The following is a 24,875-nucleotide window of genomic DNA, read 5'->3' on the forward strand; positions in this document are numbered from 1 at the left end:
AAAGATGGCAATCAGTCCATCTATTTAAAAAACACTCAGGAGATACGGGGATGAATTTTCCACTTATAGCGAACGTTATCGTGTTCGTTATTCTGCTGTTGTTGCTGGCGCAAACTCGCCACAAACAGTGGAGTCTGGCAAAAAAAGTACTGCTTGGTTTAGCAATGGGCGTAGTATTTGGCCTGGCGCTGCACACCATTTATGGCGAAGACAGCCCGGTACTTAAACAATCTATCCAGTGGTTTAACATCGTTGGTAACGGTTATGTACAACTGTTGCAAATGATCGTCATGCCATTAGTGTTCGCCTCAATTCTGAGCGCGGTAGCTCGTTTGCATAATGCCTCTTCACTGGGGAAAATCAGCTTCCTGACTATCGGAACCTTGCTGTTTACCACTTTGATCTCGGCACTTGTCGGCGTGTTGGTGACCAACCTGTTCGGCCTGACGGCTGAAGGTTTAGTACAAGGTACAGCTGAAACCGCTCGTCTAAGCACCATTGAAACCACCTACGTGGGCAAAGTGGCTGACCTGAACGTGCCGCAACTGATTCTGTCATTCGTGCCGAAAAACCCGTTTGCTGACTTGACTGGAGCGAATCCAACCTCAATCATTAGCGTAGTGATTTTCGCGGCCTTCCTGGGTGTCGCCGCACTGAAATTACTCAAAGACGATGCGCCGAAAGGTGAACGTGTTCTGGTGGCTATCGACACGCTGCAAAGCTGGGTAATGAAGCTGGTGCGCCTGGTCATGCAATTGACGCCATATGGTGTACTTGCGCTGATGACCAAAGTTGTTGCCGGTTCAAACCTGCAAGACATCATCAAACTTGGTAGTTTCGTGGTTGCGTCTTATCTCGGTCTGGCAATTATGTTCGGCGTGCACGCAGTATTGCTGGCCGTAAACGGCGTGAGCCCGCTGAAATACTTCCGTAAGGTCTGGCCTGTACTGACTTTTGCCTTCACCAGTCGTTCAAGCGCCGCCAGCATTCCATTGAACGTTGAAGCGCAAACTCGCCGTCTGGGTGTTCCTGAGTCCATCGCAAGCTTCGCTGCGTCCTTTGGTGCCACCATTGGTCAGAACGGTTGTGCTGGTCTGTATCCTGCCATGCTGGCGGTGATGGTCGCTCCAACCGTCGGGATTAACCCGCTGGACCCTATTTGGATTGCAACTCTGGTTGGTATCGTAACCGTAAGCTCCGCAGGTGTTGCGGGCGTCGGTGGCGGTGCAACCTTCGCAGCCCTGATTGTTCTGCCAGCCATGGGCTTGCCGGTCACACTGGTAGCATTGCTGATTTCTGTTGAGCCACTTATTGATATGGGTCGTACTGCTCTGAACGTTAGCGGTTCAATGACTGCCGGTACTATCACCAGCCAGTTGATGAAGCAGACGGATAAAGAATTACTCAATAGTGATGAAGAAGCGGAATTGGCGCATCGCTAATCAGTAGCAAAACCACCTTATAATCTGCGACAATAAACGGTTCCTTTAACAGGGAACCGTTTTTTTTATTTATAACTTAGAGCCCCTATCAGGGTGCCAAAATACTTTCGCCTTCAACGGACCTCTTCCCTCAATGAAACGACTCTGCATTCTACTTTTCTTCTTTGTCTCTGGCGCCTGGGCAGAAAATGTCGATAGCCCTTACCTGAAACATGCGCAGGAAGGTGACAGCCGCGCGCAATTCTATCTTGCCGATACCCTGGTTAGTGCCGGCGAATATCAGCAGGCAGAAAGCTGGGCTGCAAAATCAGCCGCTCAGGGTGATGCCGACGCCATGGCGTTATTGGCTCAACTCAAAATACTTGATCCTGCTACCGCTAATTACCCACAGGCTAAATCGTTAGCAGAGCAGGCCGTACAACGAGGCAGCCAGTCTGGAAAAGTGACTCTGGCACGCATTTTCGTTAATACCCAAGCGGGTAAACCCGATTACACCAGGGCCATTGAACTGCTTGAAAGCGCCTCGCAGGATATAGAAAGTGACTCGGCAGTCGATGCGCAAATGTTCCTGGGGTTAATCTACGCCAACGGTGTAGGGACAGCGCAAGATGACGAAAAAGCCACTTTCTGGTTTAAACGCAGCTCTACACTCTCCCGCACCGGATACGCTGAGTACTGGGCTGGAATGTTATTTTTAAACGGCGAAAAAGGTTTTATCGCTGTCAATAAACAGCGTGCATTGCAGTGGTTAAATTTGAGCTGCATGGAAGGCTTTGATACCGGTTGTGAAGAGTTTGAGCGGCTCAGTAACGGCGGGTAAGTCAATCAGCGTTCAGGGCCTGCACCCAGCAGGCCTTTAAACTCACGTCTATTAAAACAGCTCTGAGCTAGTTCTTCTCTCAGTAAATCTCATTTTCATGTCTGACCTGTATTGCCCAGCGTTGTGCCGATTCCGGTAAGGTAAAGGGCGGTGACTGGCGGAACGCATTTCCTACCAGCACAAAAGCCACGTAGCGATTGCTTAGCAGCCACACATCCTTAAACCCATCCACTCGAAAAGCATGAGAAGGTGGTGAGGGTTCAACACGCGGTTGGTACGTAAGAACGGGACGAGTATTCGGTTGGCGTAAAGGTTTCATAGGCAATGGAATCAAAACTAAATTGATGAACAACTTCGCTATGATAACGGAGAACTGTCCCATAAGTCTCGCGTCGAGATGACCTTGTCCTATAGTTAAAGCTGTTTTGGGCCATACGAAGCCCAATTAGAGCAGGACTAAAACAGGAGATGAGTTCAATGTCGACTAACGATAAGCACCCTCTGAATCACAGTGCGCCTATACATGACGCCAATGAATCGAAGCCTGGTATGGATTCGCTGGCACCCGAAGATGGCTCTCATCGCCCTTCAACTGAACCCAGCCCTCCGGGAGCGCAACCCACTGCGGCAGGGAGTTATAAAAGCCCGGACACCTCCAACGAAAAATTGAAATTGCTCGATAAGCATCGCAAAAACGGTGAAAACTACCCTCTGACCACCAATCAGGGCGTGCGCATTGCTGATGACCAGAACTCGCTGCGTGCTGGTACGCGTGGGCCTACGCTTCTGGAAGATTTTATCCTGCGGGAAAAAATCACCCACTTTGACCATGAGCGGATTCCCGAGCGTATCGTTCATGCGCGCGGATCAGCGGCACACGGTTATTTCCAGCCCTACAAAAATATGGCGGAAGTGACCAAAGCAGATTTTCTTTCCGACCCCGACAAAATCACCCCGGTATTTGTGCGCTTTTCAACGGTGCAAGGTGGCGCAGGATCGGCCGATACAGTGCGTGATATCCGCGGATTTGCCACTAAGTTCTACACTGAAGAAGGCATTTTCGATTTAGTCGGTAACAACACTCCGGTATTTTTCATTCAGGATGCACACAAATTCCCGGACTTTGTCCATGCAGTGAAGCCTGAGCCACATTGGGCTATCCCGCAAGGTGGCAGCGCGCACGACACCTTCTGGGACTATGTCTCGCTGCAACCTGAAACACTACACAACGTCATCTGGGCGATGTCTGACCGTGGCCTGCCGCGCAGCTACCGCACCATGGAAGGTTTTGGGATTCACACTTTCCGCATGATTAACGCAGAAGGTAAAGCTACTTTCGTGCGCTTCCACTGGAAACCGACCGCGGGTAAAGCTTCTCTGCTGTGGGATGAGTCGCAAAAACTGACCGGACGTGATCCTGATTTCCACCGCCGCGACCTTTGGGAATCGATTGAAGCCGGTGACTTCCCGGAATATGAACTGGGCTTGCAATTAATTCCGGAAGAAGATGAATTTAAATATGACTTTGACCTGCTCGACCCAACCAAACTGATCCCCGAAGAGCTGGTGCCGGTTCATCTGGTGGGCAAAATGACGCTCAACCGTAACCCGGATAATTTCTTTGCCGAAAATGAACAAGTGGCATTCCATCCGGGCCATATCGTTCCAGGATTAGATTTTAGTAACGACCCGCTGTTGCAAGGTCGTTTGTTCTCTTACACCGATACACAAATCAGCCGTCTCGGCGGGCCGAACTTCCATGAAATTCCGATAAACCGTCCGACCTGCCCTTATCACAACTTCCAGCGTGACGGCATGCATCGCATGGATATCGACAACAATCCAGCCAACTACGAACCCAACTCCATCAACGACAACTGGCCGCGTGAAACACCTCCAGGGCCAAAACGTGGCGGTTTCGAAAGTTACCAGGAGCGTATTGAGGGCCATAAAGTCCGTGAACGCAGCCCATCGTTTGGCGAATATTATTCACAACCGCGCCTATTCTGGCAAAGCCAGACTCCGGTGGAACAGCAGCACATCATCAGTGCCTTTAGTTTCGAATTATCCAAAGTCGCGAGGCCGTATATCCGCGAACGTGTACTGGATCATTTGACACATATTGATATTTCCCTTGCCCATCCGGTCGCAGAAAATCTCGGAGTTGAACTGTCTGATGAACAGATGCATGTTGCGCCGCCAAAAGATGTGAACGGCCTGAAGAAAGATCCAAGCCTAAGTCTGTATGCCGTGCCAAGCGGTTCAGTGAAAGGCCGTGTGGTGGCTATTTTGCTGAGTGAAAAAGCCAATGCTGCGGATGTCCTGGTAGCGATGAAGGCGCTGAAAGCTCAGGGCGTGCACACTAAATTACTGTTTTCCCGCATGGGTGAAACAAGCGCTGATGACGGCTCCCTGCTCCCGGTGGCCGCTACGTTTACCGGTTCGCCATCGGTCACAGTGGATGCGGTGATTGTTCCCGGCGGCGATCTCACTTCAATTCTCAATAACGGTGACGCAGCTTATTATTTACTGGAAGCTTATAAACACTTAAAGGTCATTGGCCTTGCAGGTGATGCCCGCCAGTTCAAAACTCAGCTAGGAATCGATAATAACCAGGGTGAGGAAGGTGTGGTAGAAGGTGACACTGTCACGACTGCATTTACCGATGATTTCCTGAAACTCTTAGCTGCGCACCGCGTTTGGTCGCGCAGTAATAAAATTAGCCATATTCCTGCTTAACCCACAAAAAAGCCGTCACATCAGTGACGGCTTTCTATTCAAAATATTTCCCTAAATAATTCGCGTGGCAGAAAGGCTAATGGGTAAAGTCAACTCATCTGCAACTCGAAGTATGACGGGGAATTATTTTTTAACCTGCGGGTCAGTATCGTACTCAGCACAGGTCTGATAACCCGAATTCATCACATGCCCGGTTTCATCAAGCGCTACGAAATAAGTTTCTGTTTTCCCATCACGCTGGCCAAGAATGTAAGTCTGGCAAGTACCACGTGCGTGAATCATGGTCACTTCTGAAGACGGTTTGCCTGCAACCTGTTGAACTTGCTCACGGCTCATGCCTTTTTTCACATCTTTTACAACCGGTGTTGCTACCTGATCTTTGGTACGATCGTAGGCCGTACAACCGGCAAGCATTGTCATAACCGCTGCTGCACTTAAAATTCCTGCAAAAGTCTTGTTCATATTTTATCCTCGTTTTTCAGGGTATTGCTCATGCGTGTTAGATAAGCCTGGAATATAAAAGCGCATTTTTCAACTAAGCAGACCAAATGAGTAAATTTTAGGATTATTAAACAAAACACCAGGTTAGCTCCAAAACGTACCAGATAGCTCTAAATCACACCAAACGGCACAACCTCTCTCCCATGAGTCTTGTCGTTTTAACCACAAACGGGTAGTTTTAACAAATCTGACTTTTGCTACCTGCATACGCAGGTAAATTGCACCGGAGGGTTAAATGGCTCTGCAACAAGAGATTATTCAGGCACTAGGAGTGAAACCACAGATCGACCCAGAACACGAAATTCGTGTCAGCGTTGATTTCCTGAAGTCGTACCTGAAAAGATATTCATTTATTAAGTCGCTGGTGCTGGGTATTAGCGGCGGCCAGGATTCAACCCTTACCGGTAAACTCTGTCAGCTCGCCATCAATGAACTGCGTGATGAAACCGGTGACGAAACTTACCAGTTTATCGCCGTACGCTTGCCGTTTGGCGTGCAGGCCGATGAACAAGACTGTCAGGATGCCATTACCTTTATTGAGCCAGACCGCGTGCTAACCGTGAATATCAAAGGTGCTGTACTGGCGAGCGAACAAGCGCTGCGTGAAGCAGGTATTGAGTTGAGCGATTTTATTCGTGGCAATGAAAAAGCCCGTGAGCGCATGAAAGCACAATACAGTATCGCTGGCATGACTAAAGGCGTTGTTGTGGGTACTGACCATGGTGCTGAAGCGGTGACTGGATTCTTCACCAAATACGGCGATGGCGGCACCGATATCAACCCAATCTTCCGTCTTAACAAGCGCCAGGGGAAAGCGCTGCTTAAAACACTGGGCTGCCCGGAACATTTATACCAGAAAGCACCAACCGCTGATCTTGAAGATAACCGCCCTTCTCTGCCTGATGAAGCTGCCCTGGGCGTAACCTACGAGCAAATTGATGACTACCTGGAAGGCAAAACCCTGGACGATGCCACCAGCAAAATCATCGAAGGCTGGTATCTGAAAACCGAACACAAACGCCGTCCACCAATCACCGTATTTGATGATTTCTGGAAACAGTAGTTTCTGAAAATAATGTTGGATGGCCGCCGCGTCATCCAACATTACTCCGTTCTGGATACACATGGATAGCTCTGCAAAACGTGCCACGGCTTTTGGCCTGGTGGCCATTCTCCTCTGGAGCACCTCAGTTGGTTTATTGCGCAGTATCAGCGAACATTTTGGCCCCGTTGGCGGTGCCGCACTGATTTATACCGTCAGCGCAGTTTGCCTGTGCCTGGCGCGTGGTTTACCGAAAATTCGTGAAATCCCACCCCGCTACTTGTGGATTGGTGGCGCGCTATTTGTCACTTATGAAATCTTCCTCGCACTGGCTATCGGGCTTGCGCATAGCCGCAGCCAGTCATTAGAACTGGGAATGATTAACTATTTATGGCCGAGCCTGACCATCTTGCTTGCCCTGTTTATCAACCAGCAACGCAGTAATTTATGGCTCTGGCCTGGTCTTGCGCTGTCACTGGCGGGCATCATTCAGGTGATGAAAGGCGATGGTGACTGGTCACCGATTCAGATGTGGCACAACATTCTGGATAACCCGCTGGCATACGGCCTGGCTTTTGCCGCTGCGTTAATCTGGGCACTGTATTGCAATATTACGCGCCGCTGGAGTGGTGGGAAAAATGGCGTATCTCTTTTCTTTTGTGCCACTGCGGTAGTGTTGTGGGTTAAATTTGCTTTCGTTAGCGAAGCACCTATTCACTTTACGCTGCCTTCGACACTACAACTCCTGTTCATGGGTGTTTCTACAGCTGTTGCCTACACGGCCTGGAATCACGGCATTCAGCGCGGGAACATGACTTTGCTGGCAACCGCATCGTACTTTACGCCAGTGCTATCGGCATTAATCGCAAGCCTGTGGTTGGGTTTACATCCGGGTTGGGCGTTCTGGCAGGGTGTGATGATGGTAGTCGGCGGGTCATTGTTATGTTGGTTAGCGACCCGCCGTTATAGCTAACGCTTCATACTTCGAGCCGCAGCGGTGTTGGCTGCACTCACAAACCCCAGTCACTTACTTATGTAAGCTCCTGGGGATTTGCTCCCTTGCCGCCTACCTGCAACTCGAATTATTTTGCGTTATGAATTGGTAGCATCGGTAATTTCAGATCATGCGCTTTCGCGCATTCAGCGGCACTCTCATAACCCGCATCGGCGTGGCGCATCACGCCGGTTGCTGGGTCATTCCACAGCACACGACCTAAGCGCACGGCTGCTTCTAGCGTACCATCGGCTACAATCACCACGCCAGCATGTTGCGAGAAGCCCATTCCTACGCCACCACCATGGTGCAAACTCACCCAGGTCGCCCCGCCTGCGGTATTTAGCAGCGCGTTGAGCAATGGCCAGTCGGAAACCGCATCAGAGCCATCCTTCATGGATTCCGTTTCACGGTTTGGCGAAGCCACAGAACCACAATCCAGATGGTCACGACCAATTACGATTGGTGCTTTCAGCTCGCCGTTACGCACCATTTCGTTAAACGCCAGCCCAGCAAGATGACGCTCGCCAAGACCTAACCAGCAAATACGCGCCGGCAGCCCCTGGAAAGCAATACGCTCCTGCGCCATATCCAACCAGCGATGCAGGTTCTGGTTATCCGGGAATAGCTCTTTGAGTTTCGCATCGGTTTTCGCAATATCTTCAGGGTCACCTGAAAGCGCTACCCAGCGAAACGGCCCTTTGCCTTCGCAGAACAACGGGCGAATATAGGCCGGAACAAAGCCCGGGAAATCAAAGGCATTTTCCACGCCTTCATCAAACGCCACCTGGCGGATGTTATTACCATAATCCACCGTCGGGACACCCATTTTCCAGAAATCGAGCATCGCCTGAACGTGCACCGCCATAGAGGATCGCGCGGCTTTTTCCACGGCTTTCGGTTGTGAGGCACGCTCACTCTGCCAACGCTCCAGCGTCCAGCCCAACGGCAAATACCCGTTTATCGGATCATGGGCCGAAGTCTGATCCGTCACAATATCAGGCTTAATGCCCCCCGCTTTCGCGCGTCTAACCAATTCTGGTAGCAGATCGGCGGCGTTGCCTAATAGACCGACGGAGATCGCTTTTTTCTCCGCGTTCGCTTTTTCGATCATTGCCAGCGCTTCATCAAGAGTTGTCGCTTTATAGTCGAGATAACGAGTACGCAGACGGAAATCAATGCGCGACTCCTGGCACTCGATGGCTAACACCGAAGCGCCTGCCAGCACGCCCGCCAGCGGCTGTGCGCCACCCATACCGCCCAGCCCAGCAGTCAGGATCCATTTGCCACGCAAATCCCCACCGTAATGCTGACGACCAGCCTCGGCGAAGGTTTCAAAAGTGCCCTGCACGATGCCTTGCGCGCCGATGTAAATCCACGAACCCGCGGTCATCTGGCCGTACATCATTAGCCCGGCTTTATCGAGCTCATGGAAATGATCCCAGTTTGCCCAGTGCGGTACGAGGTTGGAGTTGGCAATCAGCACGCGCGGAGCATCAGCGTGAGTGCGGAAAATACCGACTGGCTTGCCCGATTGCACCAGCAACGTTTCATCGGCCTTGAGTGTACGCAGCGAGGCAAGGATCTGTTCAAAGCAATCCCAGTTGCGAGCTGCTTTACCGATCCCGCCATACACCACCAGATCTTCCGGGCGCTCGGCGACATCAGGATCGAGGTTGTTTTGGATCATGCGGTAAGCCGCTTCAATCAGCCAGTTTTCGCAGTGCAATGTCGTACCATGCGGTGCGCGTACCGTGCGGGCTACCGCCTGTTTTACAGATTCAGTCATTGTAGTGGCTCCCGGCATCAGGCCGACGTAGAAGGGAAAAGTTGTGTAATAACAGCAGGTAATTCACCACTACAGCCCCACTGGCGCATGCTTTCGATATCCGGAGCCAGTAGGCGGTCTTTATCAAGGAAGGCAACACGTTCACGCACGCCATTAAAGACCTGCTCCATGATTGGCGAACTGCTTAATGGGCGGGAAAACTCGATCCCCTGGGCTGCAGCCATCGCTTCAATACCCACTACGGCGGCGGTGTTGAAACACATCTCGCCAAGGCGGCGCGCGGCATAAGTTGCCATTGAAACGTGGTCTTCCTGGTTTGCTGAAGTAGGCAGGCTGTCCACACTTCCCGGATGAGCCAATGACTTGTTTTCAGATGCCAGCGCTGCGGCTGTCACCTGCGCAATCATAAAGCCTGAGTTAATTCCGCCCTCTTTCACCAGGAATGGCGGTAAGCCAGAAAGACCGGTATCCAGCAGTAATGCCAGGCGACGTTCAGAAATTGCGCCAATTTCAGCAACTGCCAGCGCAATAATATCGGCGGCGAATGCCACAGGTTCAGCATGGAAATTCCCACCGGAAATCACCTCTCCGGTTTCGCTAAATACCAGTGGGTTGTCAGATGCGGCGTTAGCTTCAATTTGCAATACGCGTGCTGCATGGCGCAGGTTATCGAGGCATGCTCCCATTACTTGCGGTACACAACGGATGGAATAAGGATCTTGCACTCGCCCACAATGCTGATGAGAGTCAACAATTTCACTGTCGGCAAGCAAAGCTCTGACTGCCGCCGCTACGTCGATTTGCCCGGTCTGCCCACGCGCTTCATGAATTCGTGCATCGAAAGGTTTCACTGAGCCTTTAATTGCTTCCAGTGATAACGCCCCAGCGATAAGGCCTGCACCAAACACTTTTTCGCCTTCAAACAGGCCGCGCAGCGCCAGTGCGGTAGAAACTTGCGTGCCGTTAAGTAACGCCAGCCCCTCTTTTGGACCAAGCACCAGCGGCTCGACCCCGGCAATTTTCAACCCGGCGATTGCTGGAAGCTCCTCGCCATTGATACGCACATTACCTTCACCCAACAACATCAGCGAAAGGTGCGCCAGCGGTGCCAAATCTCCCGATGCACCAACCGAGCCTTTTTCCGGGATAACCGGCATCACACCCGCGTTAAACAGACGCAATAAACTATCGATAACATCCATACGCACGCCAGAGTGGCCACGCGCAAGGCTAATAATTTTGCTGGCCATCACCAGACGTACCACATCATCTGGCAACGGTTTCCCAAGACCTACGCTATGCGAAAGCACCAGATTGCGTTGCAATTCAGCCAGATGCTCTTTGGCAATGGTGGTTTGCGCCAGCTTGCCAAATCCCGTATTAATGCCGTAAACCACATCGCCATGATTGACGATAGCCTCAACGGTTTGCTGGGACTTAATGACCGCATCAATGGCCCCAGAATCAAGGCTCAAAGTCACGACTCCATGGTAGATTTCACGCAGTGTGGCGAGCGTTACGTGCCCCGGTGTAAGACAGCAAATCTTTTTTTGCAGCGACATAGCGACATCCTGATGGCATCAATTCATGTGAACGTATAGAGTTGTATAGACAACCTAACTAATAAACCCAAATGACCGCCAGCGGGTCATAGGTAATTTTTATTGAACAGTGAGCGAGATCGCGCTTTCGCCGCAAAATGCAATTTTTAAGGAACCGTTGATGTCTGAAATCCAACCTCTGGATCAATTGCGTGCCGCCATCAGTGATTTACCTGCGCCCATTTACCTGCGGGTAAAACAAGGAATCATCAGCCAAATCCGCAGTGGGAACTGGCTTGCTCATCAGAGAGTGCCTTCGGAAACGGAACTGGTTAATGCGCTGAATGTCAGCCGAATGACTATCAACCGGGCGTTGCGAGAACTCACAGGCGAAGGCTGGCTGGTACGAATGCAAGGTGTGGGAACCTTTGTGGCTGAGCAAAAAGGCCATACTGCAATGCTTGAAGTGGGCAGCATTGCCGAAGAGATTACCGCGAGAGGTCATCACTACCGCAATCAGGTGGTAGCGCTTGAACAAGTTAAGGCAGATGAAAAACTGGCACATGCCTTTTCAGTCAACGTTGGCGAGCCGCTGTTTTATTCGCAACTGATTCACTACGACAACGATATGGCAGTACAGCTGGAAACTCGCTATGTGAACCCGGCGCTTGCCCCAGACTATCTACAACAAGATTTCCGTCTGGAAACGCCACACCATTATCTGAGCAAAGTCGCACCGCTAACTTCGGGTGAGCATATTGTGGAAGCGGTGTTGGCAGATGAAACGCAGCAAGGATTGCTTGAAGTGACGACTAACCAGCCTTGTTTATTGATTCAACGCCGCACCTGGCACCATTCGCAGGTGGTGACGGTAGCCCGACTGCTGTATCCGGGCTCGCGTTATCAATTGGTCGGCAGTTTTACCGGGCAGTGATCAGAGATAAGTAATTTCGCTAAACAGCAGCTTTCCTTCCGACTTCAGTAAGCGCAAGGTGTGGCGGCCATCTTGCCACCACGCACCTTGCTCTGGCGTCAGTAGTTTGTCGCCCAGTTGCCACTCACCGCTGAGCACATAAACAATGCCGCCACGCGGAGCGAAGGTCGTAAACGTGCGGTCAGCAACACGCACTTTGGCACGGCAACGGTCACGATGCGTCATGATATTGAAATCCATCGACATACCCTGCTTTAGCTCGGCTTTAACCGTGTAATCACCGGCAAAAGCAAAAGGCTGAAAGTGCTTTAGGGTATGACGAAACGCCTTTCCGGCATCCAGAACCACCTCCCCTCCTTCAAGCAAGGTGATGACACGGTCTACCTGAGGGAAAGCTGAAAACTCGCCGCTACTGGCGATTGACGCGATACTGGCGCGCCAGTTGAAATCGCGCGTAGCGGGCGGAAAACAGCAAATTTCGCGGGTTTCTCCGGCCCCGTTACGCCACAAGCTGACGGGCACTTTCCGTATATCAAAGAATTCCATCACCACTCCTGAAGAGTGCGCATCACCTGCGCAAACTGTGCATTACTTTGTTCATCGAGTGGGTGCTGCCTGTCGGTTATCACCTGTTTTCCAGCAACCCACACGTCTCGTATTTGTTCGCAGCGTCCACCAAACAACCAGCGGTTAAGAATCGCGTAATCTTCAACATGCGCAAGCCATGAATCACGCTCGAGTACCAGCCAGTCCGCACGCTGCCCCGGAGCAATCATCCCCATCGTCACACCGCAGGCTTGTGCCCCGCCAACTGCAGCCTGCCGCCACAAAACTTCGCCAACCTGAGGCAATTCTGGCAACACAATGCGGTTGCGCCTTTTTTCACGCAGGCGCTGTGCGTACTCAAGCCAGCGTAATTCTTCCAGTGCACTAACCGACACATGGCTGTCAGAACCCACGCCCCAATGGCCGCCCTGGGCGATGAAATTGGTCGCAGGGAAGATGCCATCGCCGAGATTTGCTTCGGTTGTTGGGCATAAACCTGCCACTGTGCGGCTTTCAACAATTTGGGTTAACTCTTCAGGCGACAAGTGCGTGGCATGAACCAGGCACCAGCGGTCGTCCACGGCAAAGCGGTTATATAGCCATTCCACCGGGCGCTCATTGCTCCAGGCAAGGCAGTCGTCGACTTCTTTCTCCTGCTCCGCAATATGGATATGAACCGGCAAGCGGTAATCACTCGCTTCCAGAACATCTTCCATTTGCTCCTGTGTCACCGCTCGTAATGAGTGAAAACACAAACCGTGATTAATCAAAGGATAACGGCGTAATACATTGCCCAACGCTTGTTGTTGGCGCAGATAACGATCGACATCCTGGATAAATCTTTTTTGCCCCGCGGCTGGTGGTTGTGCGCCAAAACCTGCATGGCTGTACAACACTGGCAACAGCGTTTGCCCTATCCCACTGTTATCGGCAGCAAGCAGCAGTTGCTGTAGCATCAAATCACCTGACGCATACGGTTTTCCGTTAACGTCATGATGTAAATAGTGAAATTCAGCAACCTGAGTGTAACCACCCTTGAGCATATCAATGTACAAATGAGTGGCAATGGCACCGACTTGTTCAGGGGATAGTTTCTGCACCATGCGATACATCATGTCGCGCCACGTCCAGAAACTGTCCTGCGGATTGCCCGCCACTTCCGTCAATCCTGCCATCACCCGCTGAAACGCATGAGAGTGCAAGTTTGAGATAGAAGGAATCACGACGCCCGGTAGCAGTGTGGCATTTTCTCCTGAAGCACCAACTTCGACGTGAGTAATCGTTCCTTGTTCGTTGACGCTAATACGCACATTGTGCCCCCAACCTTGTGGGAGCATCACAACTGGAGCAAAAAATGCAGGCATGGATTTGATTCCTTCTTTTGCGATGCCAATGATTTAGCGATTAAATCAGACTAACGCAAACCAAATTTTAAACTTGTTTAACCCCGTCATAATTCGCATGACTGAAGTTGCCGAAAAGTACATGCTGCGCTAGCTTGTAGTCAATTGTCTATACAACCTGATGTGGAGAATGTCATGACTTACCCTCGTAGCATCGACAGCCTGTGGAGCGGTGCAACGCTTGTCACAATGGCGAATGGGCAATACCAGTTGATTGAAGATGGTGTTATCGCAGTGCATCAGGGGAAAATCGTTTGGCTGGGCGCTCGCGCTGAGCTGCCCGACATTTCAGCGCAGGCACATCACCACTTTGATGGCGGGATAATCACTCCGGGCTTTATTGATTGCCACACTCATTTGGTATTTGGTGGCGACCGCAGCGCAGAATTTGAAATGCGCCTGAATGGAATGAGTTACGCAGAAATTGCCGCACGTGGTGGCGGCATTATTTCCACCGTCCGCAGTACGCGCGAAGCCGATGAAGATGATTTGCTGCATTCTGCCCGCCAGCGTCTGCAACATTTGCTGCAAGAAGGCGTGACGACGGTTGAGATTAAGTCGGGATACGGGCTGGATATCGAAAATGAAATCAAAATGCTGCGCGTTATCCGTCGACTAGGCGAAATCCTCCCGGTTGAAGTTTACGCCACCTGCCTTGCGGCTCACGCCGTTCCTCCTGAGTTTAGCGGTGATAGCGACAGATGGGTTGAAGTGGTGTGCAAACAGTTACTCCCGCGTGTAGCACAGGAAAAACTGGCTGATGCCGTAGATGCATTCTGTGAGCATCTGGCTTTTAGCCCGGCCCAAACCGAGAAGGTTTTTAGCGCCGCCCGCACTCTGGGAATGCCTGTAAAACTCCACGCTGAACAACTTTCAGCACTGGCCGGCAGCACTCTTGCCGCTCGTTTTCAGGCGTTATCTGCCGACCACCTTGAATACGCAACTGATGCTGACGCGCAAGCAATGGCTGAAGCCAATACCGTTGCCGTATTGCTACCTGGCGCGTTTTATCTGTTACGTGAAAAGCAACAGCCGCCGGTTGCTGCGTTCCGCAAACATGGTGTGCCGATGGCGGTCGCAAGTGATGCCAACCCTGGCACCTCGCCTGCATTATCATTGCGTTTAATGCTCAATATGGCCTGTACTCTGTTTGGTTTAACCCCTGAAGAAGCGCTGGCGGGTGTCACGCTGCATGCCGCGCAGGCATTGGGTATCCGTGAAAGCCACGGCAGCCTTGAGTGCGGAAAAGTTGCTAACTTTGTGCACTGGCCCGTGGCACGTCCCGCAGAACTGGTCTATTGGTTAGGGGGGCAATTGCCCTGCACCGTTATTTATCAGGGAGAGAAACGTGACAGCACCTTTTGATTTCAGTCGTGGGAAATTGCCAATCCTTATCAGCATTCCACACGCAGGCACCGCACTAACGCCAGACGTTGAATCGGCCCTAAGCGATGCAGCAAAACCATTGCCTGACACCGACTGGCATATCCCAAAGCTTTATGATTTTGTTCACGCATTGGGCGCAAGCGTGATTACCGGCAATTATTCGCGCATGGTTATCGACCTCAACCGCCCGGCGGACGATAAACCGCTCTATACCACCGCCACCACCGGTCTGTATCCTGAAACGCTATTTGATGGCACCCCGGTGTTTATTCCAGGAAAAGAGCCGAGTCCGGAACAACGCAAAGCGGCACTGGACAATATCTGGCAGCCTTACCATCAGCAGTTGCAAAGTGAGCTGGAGAGAATGAAAGCGGAGCACGGCTATGCGCTACTGTTTGATGCTCATTCCATCGCCAGCCATATTCCGCGTTTGTTTGAAGGTAAGCTTCCGGATCTTAATTTCGGTACTAACGGCGGTAAAAGCTGTGATGAGTTGATAGAAGAGCATCTGGTGGCTTGTGCGGCATCACAAAAGCAATTTAGCTGGGTGGCGAACGGGCGCTTTAAAGGCGGTTATATCACCCGCGCCTATGGTCAACCGGCGCAAGGGGTTCATGCGGTGCAGTTGGAACTTGCGCAGTGCAATTATATGGATGAGCAGGCACCGTTTGCATGGCGCTCCGATCGTGCCGAGCAATTGCAACCGTTGCTTGAGCAACTTATCCGCTCAATGTTGAGTAGCGCGCAGCAGATTGCCTGATATTCAAAATGGTGGATGTCGCCTGCGGCTAATCCCCCCTACAAACCATTTTCCGTAGGTCGGATTAGCGCAGTGACATCCGACAAAAACAAGAAAACCGCCGGTCCTGTCCACTGCGATATCGCTATTGTGGACAAGACCGGCGGTCTTAAGTCAGTCGATCAGTTATTCCTGATCAGCAGGCATTTTACCTTCATGTTGAGGACGTTCTGTCAGACGCTTCTCAAAATTGGCATTAAATTGTTTTTTCTGTTCCGGCGTCAGAATGTTGTAGATCTTATTCTGCGTTTCCATATGAGCCATCATGCGAGCTTTGTTCTGCTCAGCCATTTTATCTACCTGAGCCTGCGCTTTAGCCTTATCGAAGCTGTCGCTGGCAATAATGTTGTGCGCCGCACGGCGCTCTTCTACTGAAGGGCGCTCCATTTTACCGCGCTGTTCTTTCATGATGTCGCGCACTTGTTGTTTCTGCGCGTCAGTCAGGTTTAAATCCTTAAACATCATATCGTGGTGACCACCACGCATACCTTTATGGTGCGTCATGGTTGCATCAGTTTTTGCAGCGGTAGTGGTATCAGCCGCGTGAGCCAGGTTCGCCGCGCCGAGAGCCAGAGTTGAAGCAACAAAAAGAGCTGTTAATTTACGCATATTGTTTATTCCTATTCTGATTTCTATTACGACAAGGTTTGCCGCGTTGACGAAATTAAGTTTACGGGGTTGTGCGTCAAGTAATAGTCCCCATAGGTAAAGCATTGAAAGGGAGAAAAACAAAATTGCAGCAATTATGAAGAGAATAAGGATAAACAAAGGGGAATTGAAACAGTATATAACAAAGCAATGATTTTAAAGCAATTATGAAGAGAGTGTATAGCAATATGCAGAATGGATAAAGCCGCCAACTAAGATTTATCTGTATATTGTTGTTTGCCCGGTGAGTATTTATTGGCCCCACTGCTGAGGCCAATACATATTAAATTTCGCGCAGCATTAATCCCGCACGTAATCCCGTTGCAACATTAGGATTAGGGAATAAAACAAACTCGACATCTTCTTTCACCACATATTGCGTGTTGCCATCTTCGGCCAGCAATGTGCCTTTCGGGAATGCGGTGAAGTTCTGTGTTTGCGCTGACATATGCAACACAAAGGCATCACTGTGGCGCGTAATCTGCTGCGCCACTTTATAGCGTAACGGATTACCTTCAATGGGCTCTGGCGCCTCGCCGCTTAGCAATGCCCGCAACGCCTGCTTTGTCACCTCAAACTGGCTGAGATCGTTTTCGCCAAAAGGCTGTGCTTTGCCCAACTCAAGTGTGCAACTGAGCGCATTGAAATGTTCGCTGCTGAAATGGGTAAAAGTACCACCAGGTTCCTGATGAAACACCAGCGCCTGTAATCCCGCACAGCCCAGCCAGGAGAGAAATTCCTCATCATATGGCAATGGACGCGAAGGCAAGACTCCAAAACGCGGGTGATAAGAGCTGCGAATTGCGGTATGCATATCCAGATGCCAGCAGATGGTCTCTTCACATTCTGCCAAAAACAGATCCAACGCATGCTCAAGTCGGCAGGCACGTTGTGTTTCAATGCTTTCAGGGAATTGCTGCCAACCGCCGCTAAACATACGATTCATATCGCTGTGCTGGTAGCGCTGATTGCTGCGCAGTGCCGCAGGATTGCCCAGAATAACCAGCAACCGCCACTGCAACGCTATTTCACCGGCAACCAGGCTGTCCACCAGCTGCGCAAGAATTTCTACCGGCGCAGTCTCGTTTCCGTGGACTCCTGCCGACAACACCAGTGTCTTTTGCGTCGCCTGATGTGGGGCCAGTGTCAAAATACCTTCATCCCACCACTGCCAATGCAGATGGGCATTTTCTCCGGCGCTCGGAGTTGGCACTTTACCCGCCAGGGTTTGCGCCAAAAAATCCAACATTGTGCCTCCTGTTAGAGCCTGCCAGGCAGGCTCTTAATGTTGAAATGGATAAACAGAACCTAAGTCTAGTATACGGGTTAGTTCATCGAGTGCTTCGCGCCCTTCTCGCAACAACTGTGGGTCAGCTAAATCAGCCTGAGTCAGTTGGTCACGATACCAACGGTCCACCCAGTTATTGAGCGTGACAAACAACGTTTCGTTCATCATCACCGCTGGGTTTAACGCTTTTTGTTCCGCTTCGCTCAGTACAACTCGCAGACGTAAACATGCCGGGCCGCCGCCATTTGCCATGCTTTCGCGCAGGTCAAACACTTTGAGTTCGCTGATTGGGTTATCGGCTGCCAGCACTTCGTTGAGATAATTCCAGACCCCTGCATGCTGGCGGGACTCTTCTGGCAAAATCAGCGTCATGCTGCCATCGTCACGGCTTAATAACTGGCTGTTAAACAGATAAGTTGCGACCGCATCGGCCACTGAAACTTTATTTGCGGGAACTTCAATAGGCGTGAATCCAGGCACTTTAACACGCAACTGCTCGTATAACGCATGTTGATGAAGAAATGCCTGCTCATGGCAGAACAATACCTGGCGGTTCGACACCGCAATTACGTCGTTATGGAACACGCCCTGATCGATAACCGTCGGGTTTTGTTGCGCGTAAACCACTAAGTCCGGGTTAACCTGGTTGAGCCTGACGACAGCCTGACTTGCTTCGAGCGTCTGGCGGGCCGGGTAACGAGCAGGTACCAGCCCTGCTTTTGCCTCTTCGCGGCCATAGACAAAAAGCTGCGTCGATGGCTCGCCATACGCGCCACCGAGGCGGTTATGGTTTGCCGCCCCTTCGTCACCAAACATCGCCACCTGTGGAAGTGCGCCGTGAACAGAAAAATACTGCTCATTACGGAAGATGGCCCGTAACACCTTTTCTGTGGTCGGTGCTTCACTTGCACGGTGGAACTTGTTGTTCAGGTTCGCCACGGTGAAGTGGACTTTGCCATCGAGGGTATCTGCTGATGGGCTGACCGTCGCGGCATTTGCTACCCACATTGAGGAAGCTGAACTCACCGCCGACAGCAGTTGTGGCGCTTGTTTTGCTACGCGTTCAACAATCTGTTCATCGCTGCCACTAAAACCCAACTGGCGCAGCAGCGGAATATTGGGCCGCTCTTGCGGTGGAATGACACCTTGTGCAAACCCCGCATCCGCCAGCGCTTTCATCTTCAGCAAACCTTGCTTCGCAGCAAGCTTTGGGTTGGAAACACGGAACTGGTGTTTGGTTGATGCTTCATTACCGAAAGAAAGCCCGGCGTAATGGTGGGTCAAGCCCACCAGTCCATCAAAATTAACTTCACGCGCTTTCATGATTATTCCTTACCGCTAAAATCAAGTCCCGGGCTCAGGATGGCGGGCAGCGGGAATGACGGGCTTTCCAGTGTCGCCATCGGCCATGCGCAGTAATCAGCCGCGTACCAGGCGCTGGCGCGGTGGTTACCAGATGCGCCCACGCCGCCGAACGGTGCCGCACTCGACGCGCCCGTTAATGGTTTATTCCAGTTAACAATCCCGGCGCGAGCTTCGAGTAACAACTGGTCAAACTGCTCGCGATGCGGAGAAATGAGGCCGCTTGCCAGCCCATAACGTGTGTCATTCGCCATCGCGATAGCATCATCGAAGTCGGCATAACGATAAACGGTCAGTAACGGCCCAAACACTTCTTCATCGGGCACATTTGCGACACCAGTTAACTCGACAATTCCCGGCGTCAGAAGCGAGGTGCCCGCTTTCACCAGTTTTGGCTCCAGCAGCGCTTTGCCGCCACGCGCGATATGTTCCTGCCAGCCAGTTAGCACGCGCTCTGCCGCCTGAACGGAGATAAGCCCGCCGATAAATGGCTGCGGTGTGGCATCCCACGCGTCGGGGCGAATACGCGCCGCCACTTCTACCAGGCGTTTTAAGAATGCATCACCCTGCGCACCCTGTTTTACAAGCAAGCGACGGGCGCAAGTACAGCGTTGCCCGGCGGTGACAAATGCCGACTGAATCACCAGATGAACGGCACCGTCGATATCTTGTGGGTCTTCAACGATCAGCGGGTTGTTGCCCCCCATTTCGAGGGCGAGAATTTTTTCCGGCTGCCCGGCAAACTGGCGATGAAGTTGGTAGCCAGTATTGGCACTGCCGGTAAATAACAGGCCATCCAGCGTCGATTGCTGCGCCAGTGCCTGGCCGGTTTCGCGCCCGCCCTGCACCAGGTTCAACACGCCATCCGGCACGCCCGCCTGCTGCCACAACTTCATCACTTGCTCGCCAATCAGCGGCGTCAGTTCGCTAGGTTTAAATACGATGGTATTGCCAGCCAGCAAGCCCGGCACAATGTGCCCATTCGGCAAGTGGCCAGGGAAGTTGTACGGACCAAAGACTGCCAGAACACCGTGCGGGCGGTGGCGCAATGTTGCTGCACCATCTGGCATCGGAGTGTGCGTTTCGCCGGTGCGCGTGTGGTAAGCCTTAATCGAGATGGAGATTTTGTTCACCATCGCGGTGATTTCAGTCGCCGCTTCCCAGCGCGGCTTGCCCGTTTCCTGGGAAATGGTCACTGTCAGGGCTTCTTTGTTGGCTTCAAGCAGCGCCGCGAACTTTTCGACGATAGCCTGGCGCTCGGCAAACGGGCGTTTTGCCCACGCCGGGAATGCAGCACGCGCAGCGTTACATGCCTGCTCTACCTGAGTTGTATTAGCTGCAACGCCTTCCCACAGCAAATCACCGTTTACCGGGTTATGTTTTTGTAATGATTCGCCCTGCCCGGAAAGCCACTGTCCATTAATCCACTGAGTCATACTTTTTTCTCCTCGGGGCACAAACGCACCAGACGTACTTTATCGCCAGCGCTGCATTTCAGGGCATCTGCGGTAACGGCATCAATCACAAGCCGGTCACCTTTTGGATTTGCCTTAATCAGCATGGCGCGGAAATCGTTATATTTTTCATTGGCTACCAGACACATCGGTAGATCTTCGGTTGCCGGTTGGCCAATAGCAATTTCAACCAGGCGACTTTTGCGAATCGCCCTTACGCGGTCGATATCGCACTCAAGTGTTGGGCCACCGTCAAAAATATCCACGTAATTGCGATAACGGAAACCTTCGGCTTCCAGAACGGCACGCGCAGGGGCTGTTTGCGGATGGACTTTGCCAATCACTTCCCGCGCTTCTGGCGAGAGGAAATCGGTGTAAATCGGGTGCTTTGGCATTAATTCGGCGATAAACGCTTTTTGCCCGGTGCCACACAAGTAATCGGCACGGCTAAATTCCATAGAGAAGAAACGGTTACCTAGGCTTTCCCAAAACGGTGAATGACCATGCTCGTCAATCACACCACGCATCTCGGCCACCACTTTTTCGTTAAAACGGTCACGGAAGGCTGCCATAAACAGAAAACGTGATTTAGAAAGCAGGTAACCGTTGCCCTCTTTGCGCCAGTCAGCGTCGAGGAATAGCGTGCAAAGCTCGCTGCTGCCGGTGTGATCGTGGCTGAGAAACAACGTCGGCAACGCGTTGTAAATATTCAGTTCTTTAGAGGCATGAACATGGGTTCCCACGTGGTAGTTGTACCAGGGGTCGTTTAGCCCAACCGCCACTTCGATGGCACAAATCCCCACCACACGTTCGATGGCAGTATCTTCCAGCACGAAAACATAGCCCTGGTCGCCTTCTGGCAGGCCACCCTGCCAGGTATTAATTGAGCGTTCGATACGTTCAGACAGCGTTTTTTCATCCGCAGGCAGTGAAGTCAAGCCGCCGCCTGTTTTACCCGCCATCTCCAGCAGCCCGGATAAATCACCGCGCTCAACCGGACGGATAATCATCATGATTGCTCTCCCGCAATAAAGCGTTCACAGGCGCGCTCAAAACGATCCAGCCCTTTTTGCACTTCAGCTTCGCTGACAATCAACGCTGGAGCAAAACGTACGACATTCGCCCCGGCGATTAGCATCATCAAGCCTTCCTGTGCCGCGGCCTGTAAGATAAGTTTAGCTTTTCCGCTGTATTCCGGTTGCAGAACGCAGCCAATTAACAGCCCCAGGCCACGTACTTCACTAAACAGCTGATGTTTCTGGTTTATCTTGTTTAAACGCTCAACAAACCAGGCGTGGCGCTGTTTAACACCGTTAAGCACTTCAGGCGTATTGATGATTTCCATCACCCGGCCTGCAACGGCACCTGCCAACGGGTTACCGCCATAAGTTGTGCCGTGAGTGCCTACTACCATCACTTTAGAGAATTTATCGGTGGTCAGCATCGCGCCAATCGGGAAACCGCCGCCCAAAGCTTTAGCGGTAGAAAGTACGTCCGGCGTGATGCCGTAATGCATATAGGCGTACAACTCACCGGTGCGGCCAACACCTGTTTGCACTTCATCAAAAATCAGCACTGCGTTGTGGCGGTCACACAGTTCACGCAAACCTTGCAGGAACGTTGGATCAGCAGGCACCACTCCGCCTTCGCCCTGCATTGGCTCCACAATCACTGCGCAAGTATTTTCATTAATCAATTCGCTGGCAGATTGCAGATCGTTATAAATGGCGTGGCTGATTTGCGGCGGTAATGGCGCAAAATCTTGTGAGTAAGCAGGTTGTCCACCCGCCGAAACCGTAAACAGCGTGCGGCCGTGGAAAGCATTTTTGAAAGCAACGATGCCGCTTTTCTGCGGGCCAAAATTATCGTGCGCATATTTACGTGCCAGTTTTAACGCCGCTTCGTTGGCTTCCGCCCCTGAGTTGCAGAAGAAGACTTTATCGGCAAACGTGGCATCAATCAGCTGTTTTGCCAGGCGCAGAATCGGCTCGTTGGTGTAGCCATTGCCGGTATGCCAGAATTTTGCCGCTTGTTCTTCCAGCGCTTTGCGCAGTTCCGGGTTGGCGTGACCCAGGGCGTTAACCGCAATTCCACCCGCAAAGTCGATATAATCTTTGCCTTGCTGATCCCACAATGTCGAGCCTTCACCTCGTACCGGAATAAAAGAGGCGGGAGCATAAACGGGCATCATCCATTCGTCGAAATTCTGGCGGGTAATTGACTGCGACATAGCGACCTCTTCCGGTAAATAAAAAGTTATTTAGATGTTAAATAATTGAGTGTTTGCGCTGTAAATGTAGATTGCACGCTTCGTGCCAGCCAGCGATATAAATGAATAACAGAGAGGTTGGATTGTTAAATCAATAGCTTACGCACCACCACTATTCACATAAAGTGAATATATAGTGCATAGTTTTACGGTGCCGCTTGGATCGCCAGATAAAAACAAGAAAGATTATGCAGTGGTAAAATATAATACTGGATTTGTGATCGATGATGGGGTTTGCACGTTGTTTACGCCCCAAAACGGGGCGACATGGCGTATTTTGGTGCAGATTTTGCTCAGTTCGAATTCGCCCCCATGAAATAATTTGCCATCAGTCTCGCTTCCCCGCTTTTTCTGCTACCATCCTGCAACATTGTTAAGCAACCACGGCAGCGACTTATGAAATTCGTCTCTTTTAATATCAACGGCCTGCGCGCCCGCCCACATCAACTTCAAGCCATTGTCGAACAACATCAGCCTGATGTTATCGGTTTGCAGGAAACAAAAGTCCACGACGATATGTTCCCGCTCGAAGATGTCGCTAAGCTGGGCTACAACGTCTTTTATCATGGTCAGAAAGGCCATTACGGTGTGGCGTTATTAACTAAAGAGACGCCGATTTCGGTTCGCCGTGGCTTCCCGGGTGATGATGAAGAGGCACAACGCCGTATCATTATGGCGGAGCTTCCAACGCCTTTAGGCAACCTGACGGTGATTAACGGTTACTTCCCACAGGGCGAAAGCCGCGACCACCCTACCAAATTCCCGGCCAAAGCGAAGTTCTACCAAGACCTGCAAAACTTCCTCGATAGCGAACTGAATAAAGACAACCCGGTGCTGATTATGGGCGATGTGAATATCAGCCCGACGGACCTGGATATCGGTATTGGTGAAGACAGCCGCAAACGTTGGTTGCGTACAGGTAAATGCTCCTTCCTGCCAGAAGAACGTGAATGGATGGATCGTCTGAAAAGCTGGGGCCTGGTTGATACGTTCCGCCACGCTAACCCGGAAACCAACGACAAGTTTTCATGGTTTGATTACCGCTCAAAAGGCTTTGATGACAACCGCGGTCTGCGTATTGACCTGCTTCTGGCAAGCCAACCGCTGGCTGAGCGCTGCATCGCTACTGGCATCGATTACGATATTCGTAGCATGGAAAAACCTTCTGACCATGCACCAGTGTGGGCTGAATTTAAACTGTAAGGACGTTGTATGAACATCACCTGGCGCTACGGTTTCTTGCCCGATGCGTAAGTTACTTTTTGCCGCTCTGGTGGTTGTTTTTATCCTGCTAATTATCTTCCTGCCGCCGGGTAGCCTGGCGGCACTGCAACAATACCAGGCACAATTCTCTACCTGGCATCAGCTGCATCCGCTGCAAACGGCACTGGCATTTTTTGTGATTTATGTTGTGGTCACCACCCTTTCGATTCCCGGTGCCACACTCTTAACGCTGCTGGCAGGTTCGCAATTTGGTTTGATTCAGGGAACCGTGCTGGTGGCGCTGGCTGCAACCTGTGGTGCAACACTCGCGATGCTCATCAGCCGCTATTTGTTACGTGACTGGGTACAGCTTCGTTTTGCCGCGCCGATGTCGTCGATTAACCGCGGCATGGAGCGCGAAGGGTTGTACTATCTTTTTGCGCTGCGACTAACACCGGTTTTCCCGTTCTTTCTGATAAATTTGTTGATGGGCCTGACGCCAATCAAAACGCTGCGCTATTTTGCCGTTAGCCTTGTCGGGATGCTGCCGGCGATCGTCGTTTATCTCAACGCAGGGCGCCAACTGAGCCAGTTGCGTACCCTTAGCGATATTCTTTCACCCGGTATGATCGTGATGTTTATTTTGTTGGGTTTGCTGCCGCTGGCGTCACGCCGGTTAGTCCGCATGCTCCGAAAATCATAAGGACCCCACTTT

22 protein-coding genes are annotated in these 24,875 nt (G+C 51.5%); 10 read left to right on the plus strand and 12 right to left on the minus strand.

The window, feature by feature from the left end:
• The first annotated feature begins 50 nt into the window (after positions 1–50).
• Both EDF88_RS04425 and EDF88_RS04430 read left to right on the plus strand, forming a co-directional pair.
• Positions 51–1,442, plus strand: a complete 1,392-nt coding sequence (locus EDF88_RS04425; RefSeq protein ID WP_134183139.1) for an L-cystine transporter — start codon at positions 51–53, stop codon at positions 1,440–1,442.
• 133 nt (positions 1,443–1,575) lie between these two features.
• Positions 1,576–2,262 (plus strand): tetratricopeptide repeat protein, encoded by a 687-nt coding sequence (locus tag EDF88_RS04430; RefSeq protein WP_064518225.1) that lies wholly within the window; start codon positions 1,576–1,578, stop codon positions 2,260–2,262.
• Between the two features lie 79 nt (positions 2,263–2,341).
• On the opposite strand, the gene cedA is transcribed toward EDF88_RS04430, so the two are convergent.
• Positions 2,342–2,581, minus strand: a complete 240-nt coding sequence (gene cedA, locus EDF88_RS04435) for a cell division activator CedA (RefSeq protein WP_074392080.1) — start codon at positions 2,579–2,581, stop codon at positions 2,342–2,344.
• A gap of 158 nt (positions 2,582–2,739) precedes the next feature.
• Between cedA and katE the strand changes: the two genes are divergently transcribed.
• Positions 2,740–5,001: a catalase HPII gene (gene katE, locus EDF88_RS04440; protein ID WP_064518223.1), complete on the plus strand. Its 2,262-nt coding sequence runs from the start codon at positions 2,740–2,742 to the stop codon at positions 4,999–5,001.
• A 123-nt stretch (positions 5,002–5,124) separates the two neighbouring features.
• On the opposite strand, the gene osmE is transcribed toward katE, so the two are convergent.
• A complete protein-coding gene (gene osmE / locus EDF88_RS04445) occupies positions 5,125–5,463 on the minus strand; it encodes an osmotically-inducible lipoprotein OsmE (RefSeq protein WP_064518222.1) in 339 nt (112 codons plus the stop codon).
• Between the two features lie 274 nt (positions 5,464–5,737).
• On the opposite strand from osmE, the gene nadE reads away from it, so the two are divergent.
• Both nadE and yddG read left to right on the plus strand, forming a co-directional pair.
• Positions 5,738–6,565 (plus strand): ammonia-dependent NAD(+) synthetase, encoded by an 828-nt coding sequence (nadE, locus tag EDF88_RS04450; RefSeq protein ID WP_134183141.1) that lies wholly within the window; start codon positions 5,738–5,740, stop codon positions 6,563–6,565.
• A 61-nt stretch (positions 6,566–6,626) separates the two neighbouring features.
• Complete coding sequence (gene yddG / locus EDF88_RS04455; RefSeq protein WP_134183143.1) at positions 6,627–7,517, plus strand: aromatic amino acid DMT transporter YddG; 891 nt, start codon at positions 6,627–6,629, stop codon at positions 7,515–7,517.
• A 109-nt stretch (positions 7,518–7,626) separates the two neighbouring features.
• Here the strand turns inward: yddG and hutU are convergent, their stop codons facing one another.
• The gene (hutU, locus tag EDF88_RS04460; RefSeq protein ID WP_134183145.1) at positions 7,627–9,327 is read right to left on the minus strand and encodes a urocanate hydratase; all 1,701 of its coding nucleotides are present in this window, start codon (positions 9,325–9,327) and stop codon (positions 7,627–7,629) included.
• Between the two features lie 17 nt (positions 9,328–9,344).
• Positions 9,345–10,889: a histidine ammonia-lyase gene (hutH, locus tag EDF88_RS04465; RefSeq protein WP_134183147.1), complete on the minus strand. Its 1,545-nt coding sequence runs from the start codon at positions 10,887–10,889 to the stop codon at positions 9,345–9,347.
• A gap of 160 nt (positions 10,890–11,049) precedes the next feature.
• Between hutH and hutC the strand changes: the two genes are divergently transcribed.
• The gene (gene hutC / locus EDF88_RS04470; RefSeq protein ID WP_064518211.1) at positions 11,050–11,802 is read left to right on the plus strand and encodes a histidine utilization repressor; all 753 of its coding nucleotides are present in this window, start codon (positions 11,050–11,052) and stop codon (positions 11,800–11,802) included.
• Here hutC and ves read toward each other — a convergent pair whose 3' ends face one another.
• Entirely contained in the window at positions 11,803–12,348 is a 546-nt protein-coding gene (gene ves, locus EDF88_RS04475; protein ID WP_034456033.1) for an environmental stress-induced protein Ves, read from the minus strand.
• On the minus strand, positions 12,348–13,712 hold the full coding sequence (locus tag EDF88_RS04480; protein WP_134183149.1) for a formimidoylglutamate deiminase: 1,365 nt from the start codon (positions 13,710–13,712) through the stop codon (positions 12,348–12,350). Before EDF88_RS04480 ends, ves begins: the two co-directional genes overlap by 1 nt.
• A 174-nt stretch (positions 13,713–13,886) precedes the next feature.
• Here EDF88_RS04480 and hutI point away from each other — a divergent pair, with 174 nt between their 5' ends.
• Positions 13,887–15,116 carry an imidazolonepropionase gene (gene hutI / locus EDF88_RS04485; protein ID WP_134183151.1) on the plus strand — a complete coding sequence of 410 codons (1,230 nt, stop codon included), beginning with the start codon at positions 13,887–13,889 and terminating at the stop codon, positions 15,114–15,116.
• Positions 15,100–15,897 carry an N-formylglutamate deformylase gene (gene hutG, locus EDF88_RS04490; RefSeq protein WP_064518204.1) on the plus strand — a complete coding sequence of 266 codons (798 nt, stop codon included), beginning with the start codon at positions 15,100–15,102 and terminating at the stop codon, positions 15,895–15,897. The genes hutI and hutG overlap by 17 nt, the downstream gene beginning before the upstream one ends.
• Before the next feature lie 165 nt (positions 15,898–16,062).
• Here hutG and spy read toward each other — a convergent pair whose 3' ends face one another.
• From spy to EDF88_RS04520, 6 genes are all read right to left on the minus strand, one after another.
• Positions 16,063–16,545: an ATP-independent periplasmic protein-refolding chaperone Spy gene (gene spy / locus EDF88_RS04495; RefSeq protein ID WP_064518202.1), complete on the minus strand. Its 483-nt coding sequence runs from the start codon at positions 16,543–16,545 to the stop codon at positions 16,063–16,065.
• 322 nt (positions 16,546–16,867) lie between these two features.
• Positions 16,868–17,833 (minus strand): succinylglutamate desuccinylase, encoded by a 966-nt coding sequence (gene astE / locus EDF88_RS04500; protein ID WP_064518200.1) that lies wholly within the window; start codon positions 17,831–17,833, stop codon positions 16,868–16,870.
• Positions 17,834–17,866: 33 nt separating this feature from the next.
• On the minus strand, positions 17,867–19,195 hold the full coding sequence (gene astB / locus EDF88_RS04505; RefSeq protein WP_134183153.1) for an N-succinylarginine dihydrolase: 1,329 nt from the start codon (positions 19,193–19,195) through the stop codon (positions 17,867–17,869).
• A gap of 2 nt (positions 19,196–19,197) precedes the next feature.
• Entirely contained in the window at positions 19,198–20,670 is a 1,473-nt protein-coding gene (astD, locus tag EDF88_RS04510; RefSeq protein ID WP_134183155.1) for a succinylglutamate-semialdehyde dehydrogenase, read from the minus strand.
• On the minus strand, positions 20,667–21,701 hold the full coding sequence (gene astA, locus EDF88_RS04515) for an arginine N-succinyltransferase (RefSeq protein WP_134183157.1): 1,035 nt from the start codon (positions 21,699–21,701) through the stop codon (positions 20,667–20,669). The genes astD and astA overlap by 4 nt, the downstream gene beginning before the upstream one ends.
• Positions 21,698–22,918: an aspartate aminotransferase family protein gene (locus EDF88_RS04520; protein WP_064518191.1), complete on the minus strand. Its 1,221-nt coding sequence runs from the start codon at positions 22,916–22,918 to the stop codon at positions 21,698–21,700. The genes astA and EDF88_RS04520 overlap by 4 nt, the downstream gene beginning before the upstream one ends.
• 435 nt (positions 22,919–23,353) lie before the next feature.
• Between EDF88_RS04520 and xthA the strand changes: the two genes are divergently transcribed.
• Together xthA and EDF88_RS04530 are read left to right on the plus strand one after the other, a co-directional pair.
• Positions 23,354–24,160: an exodeoxyribonuclease III gene (gene xthA / locus EDF88_RS04525; RefSeq protein WP_064518189.1), complete on the plus strand. Its 807-nt coding sequence runs from the start codon at positions 23,354–23,356 to the stop codon at positions 24,158–24,160.
• A 43-nt stretch (positions 24,161–24,203) separates the two neighbouring features.
• On the plus strand, positions 24,204–24,863 hold the full coding sequence (locus tag EDF88_RS04530; protein WP_064518187.1) for a TVP38/TMEM64 family protein: 660 nt from the start codon (positions 24,204–24,206) through the stop codon (positions 24,861–24,863).
• Positions 24,864–24,875: the final 12 nt, after the last annotated feature.

Source organism: Buttiauxella sp. BIGb0552 (genome assembly GCF_004366275.1).
GTDB lineage: Bacteria > Pseudomonadota > Gammaproteobacteria > Enterobacterales > Enterobacteriaceae > Buttiauxella > Buttiauxella gaviniae.